The sequence below is a fragment of the Palleniella intestinalis genome, assembly GCF_013166595.1.
GTDB classification, from domain to species: domain Bacteria; phylum Bacteroidota; class Bacteroidia; order Bacteroidales; family Bacteroidaceae; genus Prevotella; species Prevotella intestinalis.
Genome location: NZ_JABKKG010000004.1, coordinates 328,478 through 352,527, shown reverse-complemented (window position 1 = coordinate 352,527; position 24,050 = coordinate 328,478). Strand labels below are relative to the sequence as shown.

Below are 24,050 nucleotides of genomic sequence, written 5' to 3'. Positions count from 1 at the left end.
GTATTACTTTTGCACCGTCCTAACAGACAAATGTAAATAAATCTATCAAACAACTAACTTAAAATCATGCAAAAAAACAAAGCTTTGGTCAACAGAGCCATGACGGCGATGTTGTTGGCTGGCTTTGCAGCAACTGTGAATCCGGTATCGGTCTTTGCCGATACAAGAACACACACATTTGTGCAAACCCGGCAGAATGCTATCACGGGAACTGTTGTTGACGAAACGGGGGAGCCTATGATAGGCGTCACTATCAAGGTGAAGAACTCGCAGGCAGCCACCATTACCGACATCGACGGCAATTTCTCACTGAATGCTCCCAAGGGAGCGGTTTTGGAGTTCTCCTATGTGGGATATACAACCCAGACGGTAAAGGCATCTAACGGAATGAAGGTCCAAATGGCTTCCGACTCCAAGGTGATGGACGAGGTTGTGGTCATCGGTTACGGTACGCAGAAAAAGCGTGACCTTACCGGTGCAATCGTATCGGTCAAGAGTGAGGAAATCACAAAGAATCCGGGAAGCAACCCTATGGAAGCATTGCAGGGCAAGGTGGCAGGTCTGGACATCACTCGTGCTTCCGGCCAGCCGGGTGAGGGCGTGACTATGCAGCTGCGTGGCACACGTTCATTCTCTGCGGATGGCAATCCGACTTTCATCATCGATGGCATGCCGGGCGATTACTCCACTCTCAACCCGAACGACATTGCATCTATTGAAATATTGAAAGACGCATCCTCTACGGCTGTCTATGGTGCCAGCGGTGCCAATGGTGTTGTCATCATCACCACAAAGAGCGGCAAGGAAGGAAAGCTGAATGTGAATTTCAACGCCTTCGCAGGATTCAACGGATGGTCAAAGACTCCGAAGATGCGCAGCGGAGAATCCTACCTTCAGGGACTGCGTGAGGCTAACAAGGCTACAGGTAACTGGACATCGGAGGCTGATGACCGAAAAGTGTTCCCATCGGAAGATGCCTACCGGTCACATCTCAACGGTGAATACATCGATTGGGTGGATGAACTTATGCAGAACGGTTACACACAGAACTATTCCTTGTCCGTATCCGGCGGCACAGAGAAGACAAAGGGCTACTTGTCCATGAACTTCTCGGACGAGAACGGTCAGTACAAGAATGACAACTACAAAGTCTACTCCACGAACATGCGCATTGACCATAAGGTAAAGAACTGGTTGAAAATAGGCGCAAACCTCCAAGGGTCCTATGTGCACCGCAACAAAGCTTTCGCAAAGCTGGAGACAGCCATGGCCGGAGAGCCTTTGGGCAAGCTCCGTGACGAGAACGGCAAGCTGATTGTCAACCCATGCCATGGCAGCACGTTCACCAACCTGCTGCTGAACTCTGAGGGTGGCACATACAAGAATCAGGACCAAAACTTCAAGGTATATTTCAATCCGTACATCGAGGTGAATCCTATGAAGGGGCTTTCACTGATTTCCCGTATGGGTGTCTCTTTGGAGTACATGCGCAACAACTATTTCCAAGGTGAAGGCTCATACCAGTACTATTACCAGAGCGGTTCTTCTTCCGTAGGCACAAACGATAATGTGTATGCTACAATCACAAACAAGCGAAACCTTAATTACAAATGGGAGAACATCCTCACATATAATTTCAACATCCGGGACAAGCATGACATCACTCTGACCGGTGTTGTGTCGTGGGAGGACAACCAATACGACTACTCTTACATGAAGCAGACAAACATAGAGAGCAACAAGTTCCTGTGGCATAACATGGATGCCGGCTCCCAATTCTCCACAAACTCTTCAGAGTATACGATGTCCAAGGCTTTGGGTTTTGTAGGCCGTGTCAACTATTCTTACATGGGCAAGTATCTGTTCTCGGCTTCCGTGCGCCATGACGGCTCTTCCCGCCTTATGGACGGCAACCGCTGGGACACGTTCCCTGCATTCTCTTTGGGTTGGCGTATCAGTGATGAGAAGTTCATGGAGTCAGCACAGGGTTGGCTGGACAACCTCAAGCTGCGCGTCGGCTACGGTGTGACAGGCACAGCTTCCATAAGCCCTTACACCTCAATCTCAAGCCTTGACTTTAAGGGAATGGCTTTGGGTGGCAGCCTTATCAATGCTTACACATTCTCGAAGAACTATACCAACCCTGATTTGACCTGGGAGAAATCCTACAATACAAATATCGGTGTAGACGCATCTTTCCTGAGAGGACGAATCAACTTCACGGGTGATTTCTATATCACAAAGACCGATGGTGTCATCTGGTCACGCAATCTGCCTATCACCAATGGCGGATTCAGTGCCACCGAGTACTATTACATGAACCAGAACATTTGTGAGACAAAGAACACAGGTATGGAAATGACATTGAACACACGCAACATAGTGAAAAAGGATTTCCAATGGAGCTCAACTGTGACGTTCACATACAACAAGGAGAAGATTGTCTCCCTTATCGACGGAACTTCCGACAACATACAGAACGGAAGCACCGGCTATACACTTTCCAAGAACCATCCTGTAAACTCTTTCTACCACTACAAGCTCGATGGTGTATGGCAGTTGGGCGAAGAGGCTGACGCTGCTGTGTTCGGAGCAAAGCCGGGCGACTTGAAAATCAATGTGCCGGGCATGGAACGCGAGAGCGAGGGGCGCTACTTCAAGATTGGCGAGGACGGTGAACGTGTGTATTATGACAAGGACAACCGCTACACTGTCAGCAACAAGGATTATCAGGTGCTTGGGCACAACTCTCCTGACTGGACGTTGGGCTTCCAGAACCAGATTACCTATAAGAACTTCGACCTGAGCATATTCATGTATATGCGTTGGGGACAGATGATCAACTACTCGATGTTGGGGCGCTATGATCCGAGCGGCGTGCGCAACTTCCCTGAGTATTTCAACTACTGGACAGTCGACAACCCTTCCAACGACTTCCCTGCAATCTATGCGGGACGCAACCTGACCAACTATGTCGGCAGTGCGGCTCTGTCCTATGTCGACGGTTCTTTCTTCAAGATTAAGAACATCACTCTTGGCTATACCCTGCCAAAGAATCTTGTCAAGAAAGCAGGTATAGAGAAATGCCGCTTCTATGGCACTATTACCAATCCGCTGGTTGTGGCAAAGAGCCATCTCATCAAGGACTACGACCCTGAGATGAACGGTGCGCTGGAGTATCCTCTGACCAGACAGCTGGTGTTTGGCGTGAACCTGTCATTCTAATTTCATTATTTAAGTTATCACACAATGAAGAATACATTTAATAAAATAATAATGGGAACTTGCATGGCAGCTGCGTTGCATGCTTGTTCACTTGACGAATATAACCCGACATCACTCGATGCCAACGAGCGTCTGAGCACTTTTGAGGGGTGGAAAGGCATGCAGTCATATTGCTATCAGGCTCTCTCCGGCTATCTGTTCAACTATGAGTACCTCAGCCTTGCCGAAGGCGGTACAGACCTTTGGATTACTGCCAACAACAAGACATGGGCACAGGAGGTATATTATTATGAAGGGCTTGCGCCGAATGTGCAGTATCCTAACGTGACCTTCCGCAATGCCTATTCGATGATCAACAACTGCAACGCTGCAATAGAGCGTGCAGACCGGGTTCAGGATGGCGACCCTGACAAGATAAAGAGGATGGTTGCCGAGGCACGCTGCCTGCGCGGATTCTATTATTCAGTGCTTGTAACCCACTACGGTCCTATTACGCTCAACCTTAAAGAAGCGGACAAAGTGAACAACCGCCCGCAGCGCAACACCATCGAAGAAATCTACGGACAGATAGTGGAGGATTTGAAATATGCCGCAGAGAATCTTGCTGTCGACCCTGTTGACGACAACTATGCGCGCTGTACGAAGAAGACGGCATTAGGCCTGCTGGCGCGTATCTATGCACAGGGAGCAGGTGAGGGCTTGAAGGATAACGGCAAGCCTTATTGGGAGTGTGCCAAGGAGGTTGCGGAGCATCTTATCAAAAATGCGGCACAGTACAAGGCGGAACTTTATGATGACGTTGCAGATGTGTGGGCACAAACAAACAACCGTAACAACAAGGAGGCTCTTTTCGTTGCCTCCGGTCCCAACCCTTACGATGCTTCCATGAAGGTGGGCAAGCAGACTAACATATTCTCGTTTATGTCACCGAATCCTTACAAGTGTAATGACTTGTATAAGACACAGGACAAGTCCAACTATTACCTTGGACGTGTGAACAATAATATTCTTGCTCCTTCAAAATACCTTATCGACTGTTTTGACGCCAAGTACGACAAACGTTGGGAGAACTCCTTCATGACAGCTTTCGGAGAATTCTCCATGGAGCAGTCAGGATGGGGAATAACCTATGGCAGCAAGAAACTTGAACTGACAAGTGCAATTTGCGAGAAATACGGAATCGCACAGGAACACGCTGGAAAGTTCATCTATCCTTATGTTGATGCTACCGCAATCCCTACGTCAAATGGTGCCGGCAACCAGTATCCTGCTAAGGTATGGCCAAAGGGTGACCATTCCGGAGATGTGTCAAAACTGGAGGCTGTCAAGAATGTCTACAGCCATCCTTACCCGTTGGCAGAGGATGAGGACCGCTTCATCATCTACCTGAGCAAGGAACCGCTGACCGCAGCGGAGAAGGCTAAGCGTGCATACGTGACCGTGAACATCGACGACCTTTTCGATGCAGAAGGCAAGTACAAGGAAGCAAGTTTCGATGCCGGTGGCACAAACCTTTACCAGATGTACCCGGCCTTCACCAAGTACAACTGGAACTTCGACGGCGCTTTCAACGGCAGCAACCTTCAGTATAAGTGCGGAGACATAATGATTATGCGCATGGCTGAAGTTTATCTGATTGCCGCTGAAGCCAATCAGATGCTTGGCGATGAGGTGGCAGCAGCAAAGCACCTGAACGTCCTGCGCAAGCGTGCCTGCCGCAACGCAGCAGACTATGAGACTCACATGAAGCTGACAAAAGCTACCGAAGAGGATGTGTTTGACGAATACGCCCGTGAACTATGCGGAGAGTACAGCCGCTGGGCATTGCTGAAGCGCCACAAGGCTTTTGAGGCCCGCCTGGCCAAGTATAATCCGCGTGCGGCAAGGTCTTTTGAGAAGAAGCACTATCTCCGTCCTATTTCTTATGATTTCCTCAGCCAGATAGACAATGCTGACGAATATGGAAACAATGGTTACTAAACTCTTGTTTTCTTTTACAGACAAAACTTTTGCATAAATAAGTTGAGACTCCGTCACGATCTTCTTTTTACAAAGGAGAGAGTGGTGGAGTCATTTTTTTAAATATCAATGCCGTCCGCAAAACCAACCTTTCCAATAACAGCAGGACGGCAAATCCTTTGCATGAAAGGTAACGATATTGCCGGCAAAACAAAAGGTAACACTTGACCATGCAAAGTGATACCTTTCACCATGTCAAGTGTTACCTTTTGCAACGTGAAGTGTTACCTTTCGCAAGAGTGCCTGAAACATGCTGATTTATCATCCCTCAACCACCCTCCTACCGGATTTCACCTATCATAAATCAAAAGACATAATTTGCCCTATTTTTCTTGTATAAAATACACCCAAACCCCTTATTGTGTACGTGCACAGTGGGGTTGCTTAACATTGGTCAATTTATCCACCGAAAATAAAAAAAACAGTTTATTGTGTACGCACACAATCAGAAAAAAGTTATACCTTTGCATCGCATTTGGGATAAATGCATTCATTTAGGTTAGTTAGTTTGATAGATTTTTTAAGGTAAAAGATTATGTTATTAGTAAGACTGTGATTTCAATCACGTCTTGACAGCGCCCAGTATAAGTGATTATGCTGGTCGTTGTTTTTTTATGCGTATATACGGCAAAAAAACAAACATAGCATTTCGCCGCATTCCTCCCACAGCGGCGGACGGCGGCCCGGCAGCCAAAAGCGGCAGCGCTCGCACCGCACGCCTGCCCCGGCCGCCGGAGCATGCAATCGGCAGGAATGCGCCACGCACAGCAAAGGAACAACATGAAGTCATTAATAATCAATGGAAACAACACTGCCAAACAGCACCGAAATGCCACATTGTTTAGTCAAAAGACCTTAAAAAAGGTGGTAATAATATATAATTTCGATAATTAAAGATGTGAAAAGTGCGGTTTTCCGAATATTTAAATTAATTTTGCAAAGAATTAGGTTGATACCCGGAAAACTCCGGGCAGTTTCTCCTATTCCCACAAATGATAACTTACATAAACAAAAGTTCCCGGAAACACCCCGTAACACATCCACAAAACAGAATATGAGCAACAAACATTCCATAGCGGCCATCATCATCACAGCAGTGGCGATGCTGTCCTCATGCATCGATGACAACAATGTTGAGATAACCTACTATGACGATGTCGCTGTGACAGCATTCTCACTCGGCAACATCAGCCACACTGTCTACACAAAAAAGAAAACCGACCCGACACAGGATTCTTCCTATGTCGAGACACTGTCGTACATCAACTACCCTTTCCATATCGACAATTCACAGAACAGAATCTATAACACCGACTCCATCCTCTCCAACACCCACATCGAAAAGAGTCTCGCAAACATCACTGTCAAGAACTCAGGATACATGGGATGGAAGAACCTTGACGACGACCAGTACACAGAGTTCTCCTCCGCAGACACAGTCGACCTCTCAAAGCCACGCATCCTCAGAGTCGTTGCCAACGACGGCTCATGGTTCAAAGACTATACTGTCACAGTCCTCGTCCACACCGAAGGGGCTGACTCTCTCTATTGGGAAGACAAGGGATATGATGCAAACATATCAAAGCTGGCAAACATCCGTGGCACACGCATTGGCAAGAAAATAATCGTTTATGGCACAGAGAACGGCACTCAGAAGGCTTATGCCGCCAACAACAACGACGGACAGGCATGGCAGGAACTGCGGATTAACTCCGAATTCCCTGTCTCCATGGCAACAAACAGCACAAAAGGCTTCGCCCTTATGAGCAACGGCACAGTGCTTTCCTCCGAGGATGGTGAGAACTGGATCACAGAAACGACAAACGCAGACATGCGACAGCTCATCACAGCGTCATCTTCCGAACTCTATTCCATGGGCAACAAAGCTGAGATTATCACCCTTAACCTCAATGACAAGACTGTCAGGAAAGAGACTCTGAAGCTTGACCCTGACGACAAGAGCAAGGGCAAAATTGCCGACCCTGACAACATTTACCCGACAAAGGACATACAGGGCTACACAACAAAGATTATCACAAACCCTGAAATGGAAAGAGTTACGCTCATCGGCAATAACGAGACAGACTCAATCATGACATCATGGGTGAAGATTATCGACAACAGCAATACGGAAAGAAGCCAGAAATGGGCATACCAGATTCCTGACAACACAAGCAAGCACCTGACTCCTGCACTCGAGAACGCAAGCATCACGACCTACGGAACAGGCGCGCTGCTCATCGGAGGCAAGAGGCTTAACCTGGAAGAAGGAAGCGAGGGTGCCAAGAACAACAAGCCTTACGAGAACATATATTTCTCACCTGACAACGGCAAGAACTGGCGGGAAAACTGTGGCGACACACAGATGTATCTGCCAAAGGGCTTCTCCACATATGCCAACTCTGCTGCATTGATCAATGACGGCAGCCATTTCTGGATAATCTGCGGAGGCACCGGACACATCTGGAAAGGTCATATCACCACATTCAGCTGGCGATAAGCATCTCCGGACTATCCGAACTTTCCGCATATACACACTTACGTTATATTATAATGTATGAAGACAACAATTCTCACACTCATCCTCATAATGGCGTCATTGACGAACGCCATGGCGCAGGATGACCCGGAATTCCGCAGGGAAATAGGCATCGGCGTGGGAATGTCAAACTATCTCGGCGACTTCAACGGCTCCCTGACAAAAGGGATGCAGCCCTCCGTGAGCTTGGTCTACAGGCGTCTGTTCAGCCCTTATTGCGGACTGCGCTTCGATTTGGGACACACGCAACTGAAAGGCAGCAGTGCTGATGTCTCAACCTATTACCCTGACTATGCGGAAGAGCCATACACCTTCAAACGCAACATAACGGACTTCAACGTTGTCTTTGAATACAACTTTTGGCCTTATGGGACAGGAAGGGACTATCGGGGAGCAAAACGACTCACGCCTTATGTCTTCGCAGGTATCGGAATGACATTCGCCTCGGGCAATGACGCCAACAGCAGCACGGCAGCAAACGTGCCTCTCGGCATCGGAGTGAAATATAAAGTCGGACAACGCATTAACCTCGGACTGGAATGGGGCATGCATTTCTCCACAAGCGACGAACTTGACGGACTCAAAGACCCTTACGGGATAAAGAGTTCCGGCATATTCAAGAACACAGACTGCTACTCTTCACTGCGCGCAACACTGACTTACAGTTTCTCGGCAAAGTGCAAGACATGCAACAAATACGACTGACAACGACTGTCAGAAAACATAACACAACATCAGAACTCATCTAAAACAACATACCCCGAGCCTATGGACAGGAACAACATCCCACAGCATATAGCAATCATCATGGACGGAAACGGCCGATGGGCAATGGCGCAAGGCAAGCCACGCACTTTCGGACATCAGGCCGGAGTGGACACCGTGCGACGCATAACATCGGAATGCACACGCCTCGGAGTGAAATATCTCACTCTCTACACCTTCTCCACAGAGAACTGGAACCGCCCGTCGGACGAAGTGGCAGCACTCATGGCACTGGTCATCTCTGCTCTTGAAGAACCTCTGTTCAAAGAGAACAACGTGCGCTTCCGCGTCATCGGCGACATGGAACGCCTCCCTGAGAACGTCCGCGAGAAACTCAAAGGACTCGAGGAACGCACCGCAGGCTACACTGCCATGACCATGGTTGTGGCTCTCAGCTACTCATCACGCTGGGAAATCACCGACACTGTGAAGACCATAGCAAAGGAAGTGAAGGACGGCAAACTGGATATTGACAGCATAACCGAAGACACTCTCACAGAAAAGCTACAGACCTCATTCATGCCGGACCCGGACCTCCTGATCAGAACCGGCGGAGAACTGCGCATCAGCAATTACCTCCTATGGCAGATTGCATACTCCGAACTGTATTTCTGCGACACATTCTGGCCCGACTTCATGGAGGAAGACCTGCACAAGGCCATAGAAAGCTACCAACAAAGACAGCGCAGGTTCGGAAAGACAGAAGAACAAGTGGAGAACGAAGAGACGGCATAATCCACGACAAACACCTCACAGCACCCCGCCTTTCCTGGCCACTGCACCCACAAACCGCAACATCGGGGCTGACGGGACAGGAAGAATGAGAACATATAAAGACAGAAAAAAGATATATAGATGAATTTCGCAAAGAGATTATTTGCACTCGCAATCGCCACAGTCCTATGCAACATGGCAATGATGCACGCACAGGATAAAATCGTAAACCCGGAAATCTCGTATGCAGGAAATCCGCGCAGCGTGACCATCGGAGGACTCGCCATAAGCGGCATTGAAGGATATGAAGACTATATGCTCCTGACAATCTCCGGTCTTGCCGAAGGACAGCAGATAACACTCCCGGGCAATGAGATAACCGATGCCGTAAAACGCTACTGGCGCCACGGACTGTTCTCGGAAGTGAGCATCGCGGCCGACTCCCTCGTAGGTGACAAAGTGTACCTGCATATCTATCTGAAAGCACGCCCACGCGTCTCCACAATCAACTATATCGGACTGAAAAAGTCCGAGAAAGAGGACATGGAACAGAAACTGGGACTGCTGAAAGGTTCGCAAATCACACCTAACATGATTGCCCGTGCAAAGACTCTCGCCAAGAAATACTTCGACGAGAAGGGCTTCAACAATGCCGAAATCTCTATACGCCAGCGTGACGATGTGGCACAGAAGAACATGGTCATCCTTGACGTCGATGTCGACAAGAAGTCGAAAATGAAGGTGCACAGCATCATCCTTGACGGAAACGAGAAACTCTCCGACAGCAAAATCAAGGGCGGACTGTTCTCAAAAGGCGCACTCGGGAAAATAAACGAGGCAGGGAAGTTCTACTCTTTCTTCAAGTCAAAGAAATACACTCCCGAACGCTACAAGGAGGCTAAGCAGTCACTCATTGACAAGTACAACGAGCTTGGCTACCGTGACGCGGACATCACCGTGGACAGCGTCTCACAATTCGATGACAAACACGTCAATGTCTACCTCAAAATCGACGAAGGACAGAAATACTACATCCGCGACATCAAGTGGGTTGGCAACACCGTCTACAACACCGACCAGCTGCAAAGCGTGCTCGGCATGAACAGGGGAGACACCTACAACCAGAAACTTCTCCACAAGCGACTCAGCGAGGATGAGGATGCCGTCGGCAACATGTATTGGAACAACGGCTACCTGTTCTACAATCTCCAGCCTACGGAGGTTGACATCAAGGGTGACTCCATAGACCTCGAGATGCGAATATTCGAGGGTCAGCAGGCTCACATCAACCGTGTGCGCATCAACGGCAATGACCGCGTATATGAAAAGGTCATCCGCCGCGAGCTCAGAACCAAGCCGGGCGACCTCTTCTCCAAGGAGTCCCTGCAGCGTACCGCACGAGAACTGGCGACAATGGGTCACTTTGACCCGGAGTCGATCAACCCGGACGTAAAGCCGAACTATGAGGACGGCACGGTTGACATCAACTGGGACCTCGTCTCAAAGTCCAACGACCAGGTAGAGCTCTCCCTCGGTTGGGGACAGACAGGTGTCATCGGACGCGTCGGACTGAAGCTGAACAACTTCTCCATGGCTAACCTTTTCAACAAGAACAAGGAGCACCGCGGCATCATGCCTATCGGCGATGGTGAGGTGATGTCCCTCGGCGCACAGACCAACGGCACCTACTACCAGTCCTACAACATCAACTATTCCACAGGATGGTTTGGCGGCAAGCGCCCTGTATCACTCAATGTGGGAGCGTTCTTCTCCAAGCAGACCGACGTTTCTTCAACCTATTACAACAGCAGTTACTACAATAACTACTACAACTACCTCTACGGATACGGCAACAGTGGTTATTATAACAACTACGAGAACTATTACGACCCTGACAAATACATCCAGCTCTTCGGCGCAAGCCTTGGATGGGGAAAGCGTCTCAACTGGCCTGACGACTACTTCCAGCTGTCACTCTCCCTTGCATACACACGCTATATGCTGAGAAACTGGAACTACTTCCTCATCACGACAGGTAACTGCAACAACCTCAACCTTAGCGTTGCGCTGACACGTCACTCTGTCGACAACCAGCTGTTCCCACGTAAAGGTTCCGAGTTTGAGCTCTCTCTCTCCATCACTCCGCCATGGTCTGCATTCGACGGAAAGGACTATGAGCACCTTGCCACCAACTACAAGTCGGCTACCTACCAGAAGGAACAGCAGGAGAAGTACAGATGGATTGAGTACCACAAGTGGAAGTTCAAGTCCAAGACTTACACTGCGCTCACCGGCGGACAGAAATGTCTTGTCCTCATGACACGCGTCGAGTTCGGTATTCTCGGACATTTCAACAAGTACAAGAAATCACCTTTCGAAACATACTATATGGGTGGTGACGGCATGTCCGGCTATTCCACAACCTATGCGGAAGAGACCATCGGACTGCGAGGCTACGAGAACGGCTCACTCACTCCTAACGGCGCAACCGGATATGCTTACGACCGCTTCGCAGTGGAACTCCGTTACCCATTCCTCCTTGGCAACACCACCATCTACGGTCTGGCATTCGCAGAAGCCGGCAACGCTTGGAGCGACACAAAAGACCTCAATCCGTTTGACATGAAGCGCTCTGCAGGAGCAGGTGTCCGCATCTTCCTCCCGATGGTAGGCCTCATGGGTATCGACTGGGCGTATGGCTTCGACAAAGTCTATGGCACAAAGGGCGGCTCACAGTTCCACTTCATCCTCGGACAAGAGTTCTAAAAGCCACTCCCTGCCAACACCCCGAAAGAAGGAAATACCTCGGCAGAATAGTGGTTCCCCTACACGAAAAAGGCGGTTTCCCCTTTCCCATGAAGGACAAATGCCCTACCTTTGCAGCCGGAAGTATAAACCCTAAAACGAAAAACAGTTATGAAAAAGACACTATTCACACTCGCTCTGCTGCTGACATCGTTGGCAATGTCGGCACAGAAGTACGCTCTCCTCGACATGGAATATATCCTCAAGAACATCCCTGCCTATGAGCGCGCCAACGAACAGCTTGCGCAAGTCAGCAAGAAATGGCAGGCAGAGGTGGAGGCCGTGAACACAGAAGCGTCCACACTCTACAAGAACTACCAGAACGAGGTTGTCTTCCTCTCACAGGAACAGAAGAAGTCCCGACAGGAAGCCATCATGAACAAGGAGCGACAGGCTGCCGACCTGAAGAAGAAATACTTCGGACCTGAAGGCGAACTCTTCAAGAAGCGCGAAGCACTCATGACACCTATACAGGACGAAATCTACAACACAGTCAAGGAAATAGCAGAACTCCGCGGCTACTCCATGGTCATCGACCGCTCCGCCGACAACGGCATCATCTACGGCTCGCCACGAGTGGACATCTCCAACGAGGTGCTTCAGAAACTCGGCTACCAATAACCCTCATCCCTGCCGTTACGAAAGAAAGCATAACAATAACAACAAAATAACAAAACAACAATGAAAAAGATTATCATCATGCTGATGGCACTCTTGCCAATGGCAGCAATGGCACAGAACGCCAAGTTCGGCCACATCGACACACAGTCCATCATGCAGCAAATGCCTGAGTTCATCAAGGCGCGCGGCGAACTCGAAGCTGAGCAGAAGCAGTACGAGAACGAACTCCAGGAGATGCAGAAAGAGCTTCAGGCCAAGGCAGAGAAGTACGAGAAGGAGAAGGCTACAATGAACGCCACAATGCAGCAGTCCACAGAGCAGTCCCTCCAGGAGATGTACACAAAGATACAGCAGGCTTACCAGGACAACCAGCAGAAAATCCAGAAGGCAAGCCAGGAGAAGCTCCAGCCTATCTCCACAAAGCTCCAGAACGCCATCAAGGCTGTCGGCAAGGCTGGCAACTACGTCTACATCATGGACATCTCTGCAGGAATCCCTTACATCAGCGAGACCCTCAGCAAGGACATCTCCAGTGACGTCAAGGCTGAACTCAACAAAATGAAATAAACCCTCCGCGCACCTGTTGTCATGCTCTCAGAAACCGTATGGCAGCAGGTGTGCTTCTTATAGCACATTATGAAAAGACTACTGTTCCTCTCCATCCTACTCGCCACATTGTCCATACCGGCAATGGCACAGGTGAAAATCGGCTATTTCAGCTACGATGCAGCCATAAAGTCCATGCCTGAATACAAAGCAACGCTTGATTCCGTGCAAGCAATACGCAAAGAATACGAAGGCGAAGCAAAACGCGCCGAAGAGGAGTTCAACACAAAATACGAGGCCTTCCTTGACAATTACGACCGCCTCGCGACATCCATACGGCGCAAAAGACAGGCAGAGATGCAGCAACTCATGGAATCCAATGTCAAGTTCCGTGAAGAGACACGCCGACGCATAAGCCGTACAGAGGAAGAGGCAATGGACGCACTGCGCATGAAACTCAACGAGAGAGTGCGCCTTGTGGCACAAAAGCATGGCTTCAGCCTCATCCTCAACACTGACAACAACGCATGCCCGTTCATCGACCCTATGCTCGGTGAGGACATCACAGCACTGCTCAACGAGGACATCAAGCAGCAATAACCCTCATGCCACCAACCCTACAATGAGCCCAATAGGAATCTTCGACTCCGGATACGGAGGACTTACCATACTGCAGAAACTGCAAGAGCGGCTTCCGCAACATGACTACCTCTATTTAGGCGATAACGCGCGTGCCCCCTACGGCTCGCGCTCTTTTGATGTCGTCTATGAATTCACACGGCAGGCAGTGCTCAAACTCTTCGACCTCGGATGCAACCTTGTCATCCTCGGATGCAACACAGCCTCGGCAAAAGCCTTGCGCACCATACAGCAGAACGACCTCATAGCCTACAACCGCGCACACCCTTCCCCTGACGGTACGGAAGGTAAGCGCCGCGTGCTCGGCGTCATACGCCCTACCGTGGAGCAGGTGGGGAGCATAACAAAGACACGCCACATCGGCTATGTCGCCACAGAAGGCACAGTACGCTCCAACAGCTACGAACTGGAGATAGCGAAATTCTTCCCTGACATCAAGGTCACAGGACAGGCATGCCCGCTATGGGCTGCCATCGTGGAAGCCGGTGAGGCGGACAGCGAAGGCGCGGACTTCTTCGTCAAGAAGCGCATCACCCAACTGCTCGCCAAAGACTCACTAATCGACACTATCCTCCTCGGATGCACACACTATCCTCTCCTGATTGGATCCCTCCGCAAAGCCGTGCCGGAGCACATCAGAATCATCCCTCAGGGGGACATCATCGTCGAAAGCCTCGCCGACTATTTCCGCAGGCATCCCGACATGGACGCCCGCTGCTCAAAGGGAGGGACAACGGCATACCTCACCACCGAGAACCCCGAACGCTTCAGGGAATGCGCCCGAATATTCCTGCATCACACCATCGAGGTGGAGCATGTGGACCTCGTATGATTACACCCCCATTTCCCAAAGGTAACCTTTCGCCATACAAAGTGTTACCTTTCACCACCTAAAAGGTTACCTTTCGCCATGTGAAAGGTAACCTTTTGTTTTATGACTTATCACACCCGTTCTCAGAGGAAGGCATATCTGTCATATACGCTTGAAACTATCGGCAAAATCAGGATTTTGGTTACATAATGTAGATTTTTCAATAAAAATCATTACCTTTGCATTCACAACACAAAAGAATCATGAAACAGTTACTGGCATTTATCTTTGCCCTCCCTATATTGAGCATGTCCATTTCCTGCGGAAACAAGAAAAGGAATGTTGATGACACCGTATTCCAAAGGCTGATGGTGAACCCTGACAGCGTGCTGCAGGTGCTTTCCGAACTGGACATAAACAACCTTTCCGAACGTGAAGCTGCACGTTACGCCCTCGCCCACGCTTGGGCGACGGACAAGAGTGGAATGAACGTTGACAATGACAGCCTGCTCAGGATAGCCTACGACTACTACAACGAGCGGAGCAGCGACGCACTGTATCCACGCTGCATGTACTACATGGGCAAGTACTACTCCCTTGTCGACAGTTCGGAAATGGCAATACAGTGCTTTGAAAAGTCTGTCTATGGGGCAAAACTGCAGAAAGACACGATTACCGAGTGTATGGCTTTGGAAAAACTCTCAAAGCTATTATGGTATTATGACATCAAGAAAGCGGTGAAAGTGGCACATGAAGCGACAGAGAAATATTCAGCATTGGCAAATTGTGACACAGTAAATTTGGGGTGGATAGTGCTTAATGAATGCCAAAGTATGAGACATAATGGTGATTATGACAATGCAATGAGACTATGCAGAAAAGCATTTGCCATCGCTAAGGAAAGCAATGATTCCCTGCTTTTGTGTAGTGTTTGTACCGCAATGTCCTATATACACTCAGAAACAGATCAACACGACAGCGCTTATTTCTATGCCAAACAAGCTGTGGAATATGACAGTTTTCATGATTTCAATACAACAATGAACCTTTCCTACGAATATATCCACATTGATTCGCTTAAAGAAGCGGAAAGGGTTCTTATGAGTGTCACGGACTCCGTGCCAATAAGATTGTACACAAAATATTATAACTTGCTTCGCATCTCAATAATGTTGGGCGAGAAAGACAGGGCTTTGGCACTACTGGACTCCACCACAAGCTACATTGACGGAATGTATGTAAGGGAACTTGGTGCAAAGAACGGCTATTACAGGGAAATGACAGACAAGGAACAGGAACGTGCTGAACAGAAAGAATTGTCAGAAATGAAGACAAAATTCATAATAGCCATTGTGGCTTTCTTCCTTGCAGCAATTTCCTTTATTCTATACATTTTCTATAATATCCGAAAAAACATGCAGCACAGGGCAAAGCTCAATAAGGAGAAAATGGAACTCCAACATGAATATGAAAGGAAACTGCATGAGCAGGAGATTGCCAACAAGGACTCGCAGTTGTCCATAATGCGCTCCTATCTGTTGAAAAAGATTGAAGTTGTTTCCAAAATAAAGAACCTTAAAGGAAACTCCGTCATATCACTTGCCGATGCCGACTGGCAAGAGGTACGCGTATTCCTTGACAGTGTCGACAATCTTTTTGTATCGCGCCTGACAGAGAAATATCCTTCTCTTTCAGAAAAGGACATCCGGCTCTTCATGCTCCTCCGTCTGCAAGTGTCATCCAAGACCCTTGCCGACATTTATGGGATAAGCGAGAAATCCATAAAGCAGAAACTTTACCTCTACAAATCCAAGGTGGGATTGGAAACGACCGGCAACTCGTTGCGCTCGTTCATAGAATCATTTTAATACCTGATTTAGACCTCTTTTTGATAAATTTAGACCTATAAATTTTCGCAAATACAATATAACAACATAAAACTCAAACAATTAGCCAAATTTGCATATATAGCAAATTTAGACCTCATTTTCTTGTTTTCAACGGATAATAGCAGTAATTTTACACCCGAAACCAAAACCTAAGTACAACTATGAAAACAAGAATCATCACAACATTGCTGTTAGGATTGTTTGCTATCACAATGTTGGCAGAAGAGAAAAAAGTGGATATCAGACGAAATGAAGTTCATGCACACGGAGGTACACGAAGCGTACAACCATACGTACTGGCATCATACAATGAAAGCCATGTGTCTGTAAGTATCAATAATTACGCAGGCGAAAGCATCATTTATGTATGTAACGAGTATGGTGAAACCGTAAGCATGGAGTCATTGTACATAAGCGGTCATGCGACCTCCTCATCGGACATCTCTTCTTTACAGGAAGGACTATACTACATATACATACAGCTTGGCGACATCTCTTTCTATGGAGAGATAAACAAGTAAAGAACCATATTTGACTATCTAAAAAGAAATAACGAAAGAAGCCGGCATCAATCGTTTTTCATATACTAATTAATTTTATTGTTTAACTTAATCCTAAACCACAATGAAAAAAATATTTATTACAGCAGTCCTTTGTATTGGAGCAATGAGTGCAAATGCGAAAGTTGCTGAACGTACAGATGCAGTATGCATCATCACCGAGTGTGGAACTCAGCATAGAATTCCAAGTGGCTCTACTCCAGCTGATATTGACAGATTTATGGATTTGTGGACAGCTGACGATTGTAGATAGAAAGTTGGCGAGGCTGCTATGAGCCTCGCCAATAACTATATAGCTAAAAATTATGAGAAAGATATTTGTTCTTTTATTATTCATTTGTGTATATACAGCTGGCAATGCACAGAATGCAGGTATACGCATGAGAGTACACTATGCTGTGACTTTCCATGACTTTTATGAGCAGGAACAGGCGCATCAGGATGAGATGGTCTTGGACATAGAAGGAACGCGAAGCCACTTCTATAGCCTGTGGAGTGTACGACGCGCAGAAATCAGAGATAGTATATCTCGCATAGGCGGAAACCGTGCAGACATGGTAAATGCTTTGGATAAGTCAATGTATCCGCGTGCGAAGCATCATTATCAGGTTTGGAAGAACTGCCCTGAGAAAAATATGCTAACATTTGTTGATCAAGCTCTCCTTGATTTCCGTTTTACGGCATCTATGAAACAGCCTGCATGGACGATAGAAGATAGGGACAGCACTGTCTGCAAATATGACTGCCGATTGGCAACGACAGAATATTGCGGAAGGAAATGGCAGGTTTGGTATGCCAAGGACATTCCTGTTTCTGACGGTCCATGGAATCTCTACGGTCTACCGGGGTTAATTCTTGAGGCAAAAGATTCAGAGGGAAAATATACGTTCTCATGTATGGAGGTGCGTAAAGGGACGTTGCGCAACTTGGATGTGCCACAAAAAAAATACACGGACTGTACGCAGGATGAATATTATAACTTGATTCGTGAAAGGTTTAAAGACCCGTATGCATTCAGTGAAAGAGTCGTAGGTTTCAGAGGTGAGGGATTCGATGCCAACGGAAAGCCTTTGGTTTATCCTGAGAGGAAGGCGATGTTTTTGGACAAGCGTTTTGAAAAATAATAATGAAATACAAGTGCCTAAACAAACGCCAATAACCATGAATCCTGTCTATACAACAAAATAATTATGAAAAAGTTATTTATTTTACTGTTCCTTAGTTGCATGTATCTATCGTGCAATGCACAGACAACGAAGTCCGGCATAAGAGTCCATTATGCTGTTACTTTCCATTCCTTTTATGGTCAAGAGCGTGCATCGCAGGACGAGATGGTTTTGGAAGTGGACGGCATAAAGAGCCATTTCTACAGCCTTTGGAGTGTGAGCCGTGCAGAAATCGTGGACAGTGTGAGTCGTGCAGGAGGAAACTATGGTGATATGGATAATGCGTATGCAAAGTTAATGTACCCACGTGCAAGGCATCATTATCGCGTTTGGAAAAATTGTCCGGAACGGAACAAACTGACATATACAGATGTGAGTCTTACCCATTTCCGTTTTACGGCACCTTTGGAGCAACCAGTGTGGACGATAGAGGACAGGGATAGTGTCATCTGCGAATATGCTTGCAGATTTGCGACAGCAGATTATTTAGGAAGGAAATGGCAGGTTTGGTTTGCCAAGGACATTCCTGTCTCTGACGGCCCATGGTATCTTCATGGACTCCCGGGATTGATTCTTGAAGCGAAAGATTCAGAAGGCTTTTTCACATTCTCATGTATGGAAGTGCGCAACGGAACGCTACGCAGTTTGGATGTGCCGCAGAAAAAATATGCCGAGTGTACTCAAGATGAATATTATAGTCTGCAACGCTTATCGTGGAAAGACCCGGAGGCTTATGTCGAGAGGCTGACAGGTTTCCGAGGTGAGGGCTATGATGCCAATGGAAAGCCTTTGAAACATCCGGAGCGAAAGGCGATGTTTTTGGACAAGCGTTTTGAAGAGTGATAAAGGCAGAGTGTATGTGCAGAGTTTTTGTCATAATGTCCTTTATGTTCTTGTGCTTGCATGGCTGCTTTGCACAAGAGATAAGCGGAAAAGTCACTGACACCGGAAAGAAGTCTCTTGCCGGTGCCAGCATTGTTGTCGTGGATAATGGTGGCAAGACAGTGGCATATACGATCTGTGGCGATGGCGGGCGATTCTCTATCAGCCTGAAAGGGAAGGATCAGTCCGGGCTGAAGATTGAATTCATGATGCTGGGATATGAGAAAACAATCATTCCGCTTTCAAAGTTCCGCCAAGGTCAAAGCATTGTTCTGAAGGAGCAGATGTTCACACTGAAGGAGGTCAGTGTGCGTCCTGACAGGATAAAGCAGCGTGGCGACACTCTGGATTACAGTGTGGCGATGTTCAAGCAGACACAGGACCGCTCCATTGCTGATGTGATAAGGAAACTCCCCGGATTGGAGGTTAGCAGCAATGGCAGCATCTCTTATGAGGGCAGGGCCATAAACAAGTTTTACATTGAGGGTATGGACCTTATGGGCAGCAAATACGCCCAAGCCAGTGAGAATTTGCAGGCTGACAAGGTGAAGACAGTGCAGGTTGTCCAGAACCACCAGCCTGTGAAGTCCTTGCGCGGTGTGCAGTTCAGCGAACAGGCAGCATTGAACATTGTGCTGAAAGAAGACGCAAAGAATGTTTGGTCGGGAGTGATGGACATTGGTGGCGGAAGCCATGTGCAAAATGCTGCAAAGCTTCTTTATGACAGCAAAATTATGGTAATGATGTTCAGCAAGAAGATGCAGAACCTCTCCATGTACAAATGCAACAACACAGGAAAGGACATCACATACGAACTCCGTGACCTTGCCACCATGATGCGTGACAACCAAGAGGAAAATGGGATTCTTGACAACATCAGTGTCACAACTCCAAACATTGGCAGTGAGCGTTCACGGTTCAATGAGACGCATGTCGTTGCCACAAACCAGCTGTTCAAGACATCCAAGGACAATGACCTGAGGGTGCAAGCCGACTATCTGTGGGACAGGAAGCACTCGGACTTTGACCGGTCAACATCATATACTGACATAAGCGGCGCTATTGTCTCTGAAGAGAGTGCCACCACTGCGATCAGCAACCAAGTGAAGGCGGATTTGACATATAAGGTGAACAATGACAATATATACCTGAACAACCGCCTGCACGGCAATTTGGGGTTTGACAGAAGCTATGGCATGACATCCCTTAACGGGACAGAGACACGCCGGATGGTGCGCCCACGGAAATCGTTCATCACTGAGGATTTCGAGATAATCCGCACGACAAGGAACGGCAACAGCATGAATTTCTCTTCACAAACCACGTTCAGCTATTTGCCGGGACAGCTGCTTACTGTGCTTGGCGAGACAGAGAAGCTGGACATCCGCTCACTTGTAAGCATGAACAGCCTTTCTTTCCGTCAGCGTATCGGCAGGTTCACTGTGAACTACCGCACAGGAGCAGATGTGCAGGCGCAGCAGCTTGATGTCCGTTATGGTGACACCGATGCTTCAGAAAGCTACAATGAGCAGAACTTCTACATTGCCCCTTCAATGAACCTTGAAACACAATCGCTCAAGATGGTCATTGCCATGAAGGCGAACCTTGCCCACCGTGCTTATGCAGATTATGACAACTGCCGGCTGACTTTGCAGCCACGCGCCTCACTGAACTATCACTTTACTTCTGCCTTGTCCTCTTCTGCCGGCTACAGCTATCAGGAATCGGAAAACTCCTTGATGAGCATCTACCGCACACCAATATTCACATCCTACCGCACACAGGCATCATACAGTGGCAAACCGGAGAATCGTGGGATGCACTCGGCAAACATCAACGCCAGTTACAAGAATCCGATAAAAGGAATCTTCTTCACCGCCTCAACATCATGGTCACACCGTACAAACGAGATGCTTTTCTCAAGCAAGCTAACAGATAATGTCTATTTGCGCACACCGACTGACCAACGCTATGACGCAGACACATATTCCGTCAGGGCACGGTTCTCGAAATCATTCTTTTGGGCTAAGACCTCCATTTCTCTGAACGCAAGCAAGATGTGGTCGGATTATGCCCTCCTCTTTGGCGAGCAGCTCAGCAAATGGCAGCTGAAAAGCTCCATTGTGCAATTGCACCTTGCCATGCAACCTGTAAAAGCATTCTCTTTTGAAATAGATTCGGAGATGAACGCCAGCAAGCAGTCATGCAAGGACAACACCGACTTTACCACTGAAAATCTGGTAAATTTTGCACATAAGCTGTCGCTATTCGTCTTTCCGGCAAAAGGACTCGAACTTTCAATTAAAGGGAGTGCCTACCATTCGTCCGACAAGGATGTGCCGTCAAACTTCTTCATCGACTCCGGAATCTCTTATAAGGCAAAGTGCATCGAATACAGCCTTCATGCAAACAATATATTGGGAAACATGACATACGAGCGCCAGTTACTGACAACGAACGCCAACATTTGTTCCGTCTACTCGCTCCGTCCGCGTGAAATTGTCGCACAAATATCCTTTGACTTGTTTTAGCAAAACAAACTCATAAAGCAGCATTTATATACGTGGGACATACAAAGTTTGCTGTTTTTTTGCTATTACAGAAAATTGTTTGTAATTTTGCATAGGACAAGCTGCAATTTGGCAATTATTGTTGTTTTTATCAGCAGCCATAAACCCTAAACAAGCATGAGAATAGAAGAAAAAGCAAACACGTTCACCCACCTCCTCGGTGCTGTGTTCGCACTGACATGTATTTGGGCAGTATGGCCCGCAACGGAGAAAGGATGGCAGATGACCATGGGTGTCATCTTTTTTATAACGGGCATGTTCCTCATGTTCCTGTCAAGCACTGTCTATCACCTGCTGCCCAAAGGCAAGGCAAAGGACATGATGCGCAAGTGCGACCATATAAGCATCTATGTCATGATAGCCTGCTCCTACACTCCCATCTGCATCGGAGTGGTTGGAGGATGGATTGGATGGGGATTCTTCATATTCCAATGGCTTGTGGTTCTTGGCGGAACGGTATACAAAATCGTGGCTATCAACCGTTTCCCAAGGCTTTCCCTCGCCATTTATCTCATTATGGGCTGGAGCGTCCTCGTCATTGCGCCGGAGGCTTGCCGCCACCTCTCCACGACAGCAATGTCACTCATCGTGGCGGAAGGTGTATTCTACACTGCCGGAACATATTTCTTCTCCCACGACAACCGCCCGAACTACCATGCCATTTGGCACGTGTTCGTGCTTCTCGGGGCAGCAGCCCATTGGTCTGCCGTACTGAGCATTATCCTTTCATAATGATATTTTCCTGTAAAACGTTCCTACCTTGAGGAGCGTTTTCTTATTTTCCACCCTGACCAGAACACAAGCATTGCGACTATTCCTGCCACGAAAATCCACAACAGGACTTCCATTCCGCACATAAACGTGTAAATCCTGCCTGTATGAACCTCCAGCGCCAACTGCCAAACGGACATCGGCAGTCCCTCGTAGCGTTGTGGTTGCGGGATAGCTTCCGTGCCTTCATACCATGTCGTGAAGAACTTTCCACATGCGAAATCCTTTGAATAACCTGCAACAGCGAGCTTCCCGAATGGCGCACCGGCTGTCTCCGGTGCTCTTTCCCCTGTCACTGCGTCAACGGCAGTGCCATGTTTCCTGTCCCATTTGTACATGCCTGTGAACGACCCTACCAGCCATCCGCCCTGTTCCCTTTCGAGGACATTAAGCCCCATGACACTCACCGGCGGCGCTTTCCGCTCACGCAGAGGAACTGAGGCAAAATCTTTCATCGAATAAAAGCCCTCGGATGTGGACAACAGCCAGTCGCCCTTGTCCGCATCATAGCGCACCATGCGCAGCTTGTCCTGCCACGCATTCTTTGTGTCAAGGACGGAATACGGCATGGCAGGCATGGTGCATTTCACGAGTGCTATAAGCAATGGCGGACGCAATGCCCAGCCCGTAAGGCAGAGGAGCATGGTTATGACTATCGTCTTCCGCCCAAACAACTCATGCCATTTGTAGCTTATGCGGAACAGTTTCGGCATTCTTCCATGTCCGGAAGCCCACAGGGCAATGCCTGAAACACAGAAAAAGATGACAAGGATTCCAAGAACATCCACAACAACCTTTCCCGGAACGCCGAACAGTTCGCCACTGTGGAGCAAAAGGACTGTGCGGAAAAGTGACACCTTGCCTGTATATCCTTCAGGCGCTTTGAGTTCGTGAGCGGTGAAAACAGTGTACGGTGGCGTTGCTATGTACACCTTGCTGCGTGAGAGAATGACGAGGGTGTCGCCCCTCATTGTCATGTCCGCCCCTTTGTCTCCCTTGTCCCAAGGCGCGGAAAACTCTTTCCACGCTGCTCCTGTGTGGCGATAGACATTGAAAGGCGACAAGGCAAAAAGCTCCCCTGACGGTGTACGGACAACAGAACGGACAGTCCTCGCATCAGCACCCGACGGCATTCCTGCGGAGAACTCTTTGAAAGAGGACACTCTGCCGTCTGTAAGGAACACACCGCCTGTGCCATAGACGAGGACAGAGTCCCCTGCTTTTAATGTCCCGCGCAGCAGCCCGTTGTTCCAATTATTATAATGGAACGACTCCGGCAACAGGTTTCTGCTCACATTAACGTTCCCATACCAATGGCGGTGGTTCAGGATTATCCCCGAAACGCTGAACATCACCAGGAAGAATGAGAATACTATGCCTAACCATTTATGCCACTTTCGCCAACTTTTTCTCTTCATTTTTGTTTCAAAAGTCTATGTGTTTTCGTCAAATCCGTTACAAAGGTAGCTATAAATGATGACTCAAGCAATACTTAAAAACAAGGATTTCTTGCTTTTATTCATTTTTC

At 48.0% G+C, this 24,050-nt stretch carries 18 protein-coding genes; 17 read left to right on the top strand and 1 reads right to left on the bottom strand.

Features of this window, described 5'->3' with window-relative positions; translation table 11 throughout:
* Positions 1–66 precede the first annotated feature (66 nt).
* From HPS57_RS07915 to trhA, 17 genes are all read left to right on the top strand, one after another.
* Positions 67–3,225: a SusC/RagA family TonB-linked outer membrane protein gene (locus tag HPS57_RS07915; protein WP_172181886.1), complete on the top strand. Its 3,159-nt coding sequence runs from the start codon at positions 67–69 to the stop codon at positions 3,223–3,225.
* Between the two features lie 24 nt (positions 3,226–3,249).
* Positions 3,250–5,205, top strand: a complete 1,956-nt coding sequence (locus HPS57_RS07910; RefSeq protein ID WP_172181884.1) for a RagB/SusD family nutrient uptake outer membrane protein — start codon at positions 3,250–3,252, stop codon at positions 5,203–5,205.
* 1,093 nt (positions 5,206–6,298) lie between these two features.
* The gene (locus HPS57_RS07905) at positions 6,299–7,744 is read left to right on the top strand and encodes a DUF6242 domain-containing protein (RefSeq protein WP_172181882.1); all 1,446 of its coding nucleotides are present in this window, start codon (positions 6,299–6,301) and stop codon (positions 7,742–7,744) included.
* A 57-nt stretch (positions 7,745–7,801) separates the two neighbouring features.
* Positions 7,802–8,488, top strand: coding sequence for a type IX secretion system protein PorG (porG, locus tag HPS57_RS07900; RefSeq protein WP_172181880.1), 687 nt, complete (start codon positions 7,802–7,804; stop codon positions 8,486–8,488).
* Between the two features lie 63 nt (positions 8,489–8,551).
* Complete coding sequence (locus HPS57_RS07895) at positions 8,552–9,283, top strand: isoprenyl transferase (protein ID WP_172181878.1); 732 nt, start codon at positions 8,552–8,554, stop codon at positions 9,281–9,283.
* Between the two features lie 120 nt (positions 9,284–9,403).
* Positions 9,404–12,028: a BamA/OMP85 family outer membrane protein gene (locus tag HPS57_RS07890; protein WP_172181876.1), complete on the top strand. Its 2,625-nt coding sequence runs from the start codon at positions 9,404–9,406 to the stop codon at positions 12,026–12,028.
* Between the two features lie 150 nt (positions 12,029–12,178).
* Positions 12,179–12,688: an OmpH/Skp family outer membrane protein gene (locus HPS57_RS07885; RefSeq protein ID WP_135938365.1), complete on the top strand. Its 510-nt coding sequence runs from the start codon at positions 12,179–12,181 to the stop codon at positions 12,686–12,688.
* Between the two features lie 60 nt (positions 12,689–12,748).
* A complete protein-coding gene (locus HPS57_RS07880; RefSeq protein WP_172181874.1) occupies positions 12,749–13,255 on the top strand; it encodes an OmpH/Skp family outer membrane protein in 507 nt (168 codons plus the stop codon).
* A 69-nt stretch (positions 13,256–13,324) separates the two neighbouring features.
* Complete coding sequence (locus HPS57_RS07875) at positions 13,325–13,834, top strand: OmpH/Skp family outer membrane protein (protein ID WP_172181872.1); 510 nt, start codon at positions 13,325–13,327, stop codon at positions 13,832–13,834.
* A gap of 22 nt (positions 13,835–13,856) precedes the next feature.
* Positions 13,857–14,705, top strand: coding sequence for a glutamate racemase (locus HPS57_RS07870; protein ID WP_172181987.1), 849 nt, complete (start codon positions 13,857–13,859; stop codon positions 14,703–14,705).
* 242 nt (positions 14,706–14,947) lie between these two features.
* Entirely contained in the window at positions 14,948–16,552 is a 1,605-nt protein-coding gene (locus HPS57_RS07865; protein WP_172181870.1) for a tetratricopeptide repeat protein, read from the top strand.
* Positions 16,553–16,734: 182 nt separating this feature from the next.
* The gene (locus HPS57_RS07860) at positions 16,735–17,094 is read left to right on the top strand and encodes a T9SS type A sorting domain-containing protein (protein WP_172181868.1); all 360 of its coding nucleotides are present in this window, start codon (positions 16,735–16,737) and stop codon (positions 17,092–17,094) included.
* A 103-nt stretch (positions 17,095–17,197) separates the two neighbouring features.
* The gene (locus tag HPS57_RS07855) at positions 17,198–17,386 is read left to right on the top strand and encodes a hypothetical protein (RefSeq protein ID WP_172181866.1); all 189 of its coding nucleotides are present in this window, start codon (positions 17,198–17,200) and stop codon (positions 17,384–17,386) included.
* Between the two features lie 52 nt (positions 17,387–17,438).
* Positions 17,439–18,257, top strand: coding sequence for a GLPGLI family protein (locus tag HPS57_RS07850; protein ID WP_172181864.1), 819 nt, complete (start codon positions 17,439–17,441; stop codon positions 18,255–18,257).
* A 66-nt stretch (positions 18,258–18,323) separates the two neighbouring features.
* Positions 18,324–19,142: a GLPGLI family protein gene (locus HPS57_RS07845; RefSeq protein WP_172181862.1), complete on the top strand. Its 819-nt coding sequence runs from the start codon at positions 18,324–18,326 to the stop codon at positions 19,140–19,142.
* Between the two features lie 14 nt (positions 19,143–19,156).
* The gene (locus HPS57_RS07840; RefSeq protein WP_172181860.1) at positions 19,157–21,712 is read left to right on the top strand and encodes a TonB-dependent receptor; all 2,556 of its coding nucleotides are present in this window, start codon (positions 19,157–19,159) and stop codon (positions 21,710–21,712) included.
* A 156-nt stretch (positions 21,713–21,868) separates the two neighbouring features.
* Positions 21,869–22,483, top strand: a complete 615-nt coding sequence (gene trhA, locus HPS57_RS07835; RefSeq protein ID WP_172181858.1) for a PAQR family membrane homeostasis protein TrhA — start codon at positions 21,869–21,871, stop codon at positions 22,481–22,483.
* Positions 22,484–22,506: 23 nt separating this feature from the next.
* Here trhA and HPS57_RS07830 read toward each other — a convergent pair whose 3' ends face one another.
* On the bottom strand, positions 22,507–23,940 hold the full coding sequence (locus HPS57_RS07830) for a PepSY-associated TM helix domain-containing protein (protein WP_172181847.1): 1,434 nt from the start codon (positions 23,938–23,940) through the stop codon (positions 22,507–22,509).
* Between the last annotated feature and the right edge of the window lie 110 nt (positions 23,941–24,050).

What these genes read in the sequence shown, in the direction of transcription:
- HPS57_RS07895 (WP_172181878.1), top strand. Translation starts at nt 8,552, where the DNA reads ATGGACAGGAACAACATCCCACAGCATATAGCAATCATCATGGACGGA.
- HPS57_RS07905 (WP_172181882.1), top strand. Translation starts at nt 6,299, where the DNA reads ATGAGCAACAAACATTCCATAGCGGCCATCATCATCACAGCAGTGGCG.
- HPS57_RS07865 (WP_172181870.1), top strand. Translation starts at nt 14,948, where the DNA reads ATGAAACAGTTACTGGCATTTATCTTTGCCCTCCCTATATTGAGCATG.
- HPS57_RS07830 (WP_172181847.1), bottom strand. Translation starts at nt 23,940, where the DNA reads ATGAAGAGAAAAAGTTGGCGAAAGTGGCATAAATGGTTAGGCATAGTA.
- HPS57_RS07880 (WP_172181874.1), top strand. Translation starts at nt 12,749, where the DNA reads ATGAAAAAGATTATCATCATGCTGATGGCACTCTTGCCAATGGCAGCA.
- HPS57_RS07855 (WP_172181866.1), top strand. Translation starts at nt 17,198, where the DNA reads ATGAAAAAAATATTTATTACAGCAGTCCTTTGTATTGGAGCAATGAGT.
- HPS57_RS07910 (WP_172181884.1), top strand. Translation starts at nt 3,250, where the DNA reads ATGAAGAATACATTTAATAAAATAATAATGGGAACTTGCATGGCAGCT.
- HPS57_RS07890 (WP_172181876.1), top strand. Translation starts at nt 9,404, where the DNA reads ATGAATTTCGCAAAGAGATTATTTGCACTCGCAATCGCCACAGTCCTA.
- HPS57_RS07870 (WP_172181987.1), top strand. Translation starts at nt 13,857, where the DNA reads ATGAGCCCAATAGGAATCTTCGACTCCGGATACGGAGGACTTACCATA.
- HPS57_RS07840 (WP_172181860.1), top strand. Translation starts at nt 19,157, where the DNA reads ATGTGCAGAGTTTTTGTCATAATGTCCTTTATGTTCTTGTGCTTGCAT.
- HPS57_RS07850 (WP_172181864.1), top strand. Translation starts at nt 17,439, where the DNA reads ATGAGAAAGATATTTGTTCTTTTATTATTCATTTGTGTATATACAGCT.
- HPS57_RS07875 (WP_172181872.1), top strand. Translation starts at nt 13,325, where the DNA reads ATGAAAAGACTACTGTTCCTCTCCATCCTACTCGCCACATTGTCCATA.
- HPS57_RS07915 (WP_172181886.1), top strand. Translation starts at nt 67, where the DNA reads ATGCAAAAAAACAAAGCTTTGGTCAACAGAGCCATGACGGCGATGTTG.
- trhA (WP_172181858.1), top strand. Translation starts at nt 21,869, where the DNA reads ATGAGAATAGAAGAAAAAGCAAACACGTTCACCCACCTCCTCGGTGCT.
- HPS57_RS07860 (WP_172181868.1), top strand. Translation starts at nt 16,735, where the DNA reads ATGAAAACAAGAATCATCACAACATTGCTGTTAGGATTGTTTGCTATC.
- HPS57_RS07845 (WP_172181862.1), top strand. Translation starts at nt 18,324, where the DNA reads ATGAAAAAGTTATTTATTTTACTGTTCCTTAGTTGCATGTATCTATCG.
- porG (WP_172181880.1), top strand. Translation starts at nt 7,802, where the DNA reads ATGAAGACAACAATTCTCACACTCATCCTCATAATGGCGTCATTGACG.
- HPS57_RS07885 (WP_135938365.1), top strand. Translation starts at nt 12,179, where the DNA reads ATGAAAAAGACACTATTCACACTCGCTCTGCTGCTGACATCGTTGGCA.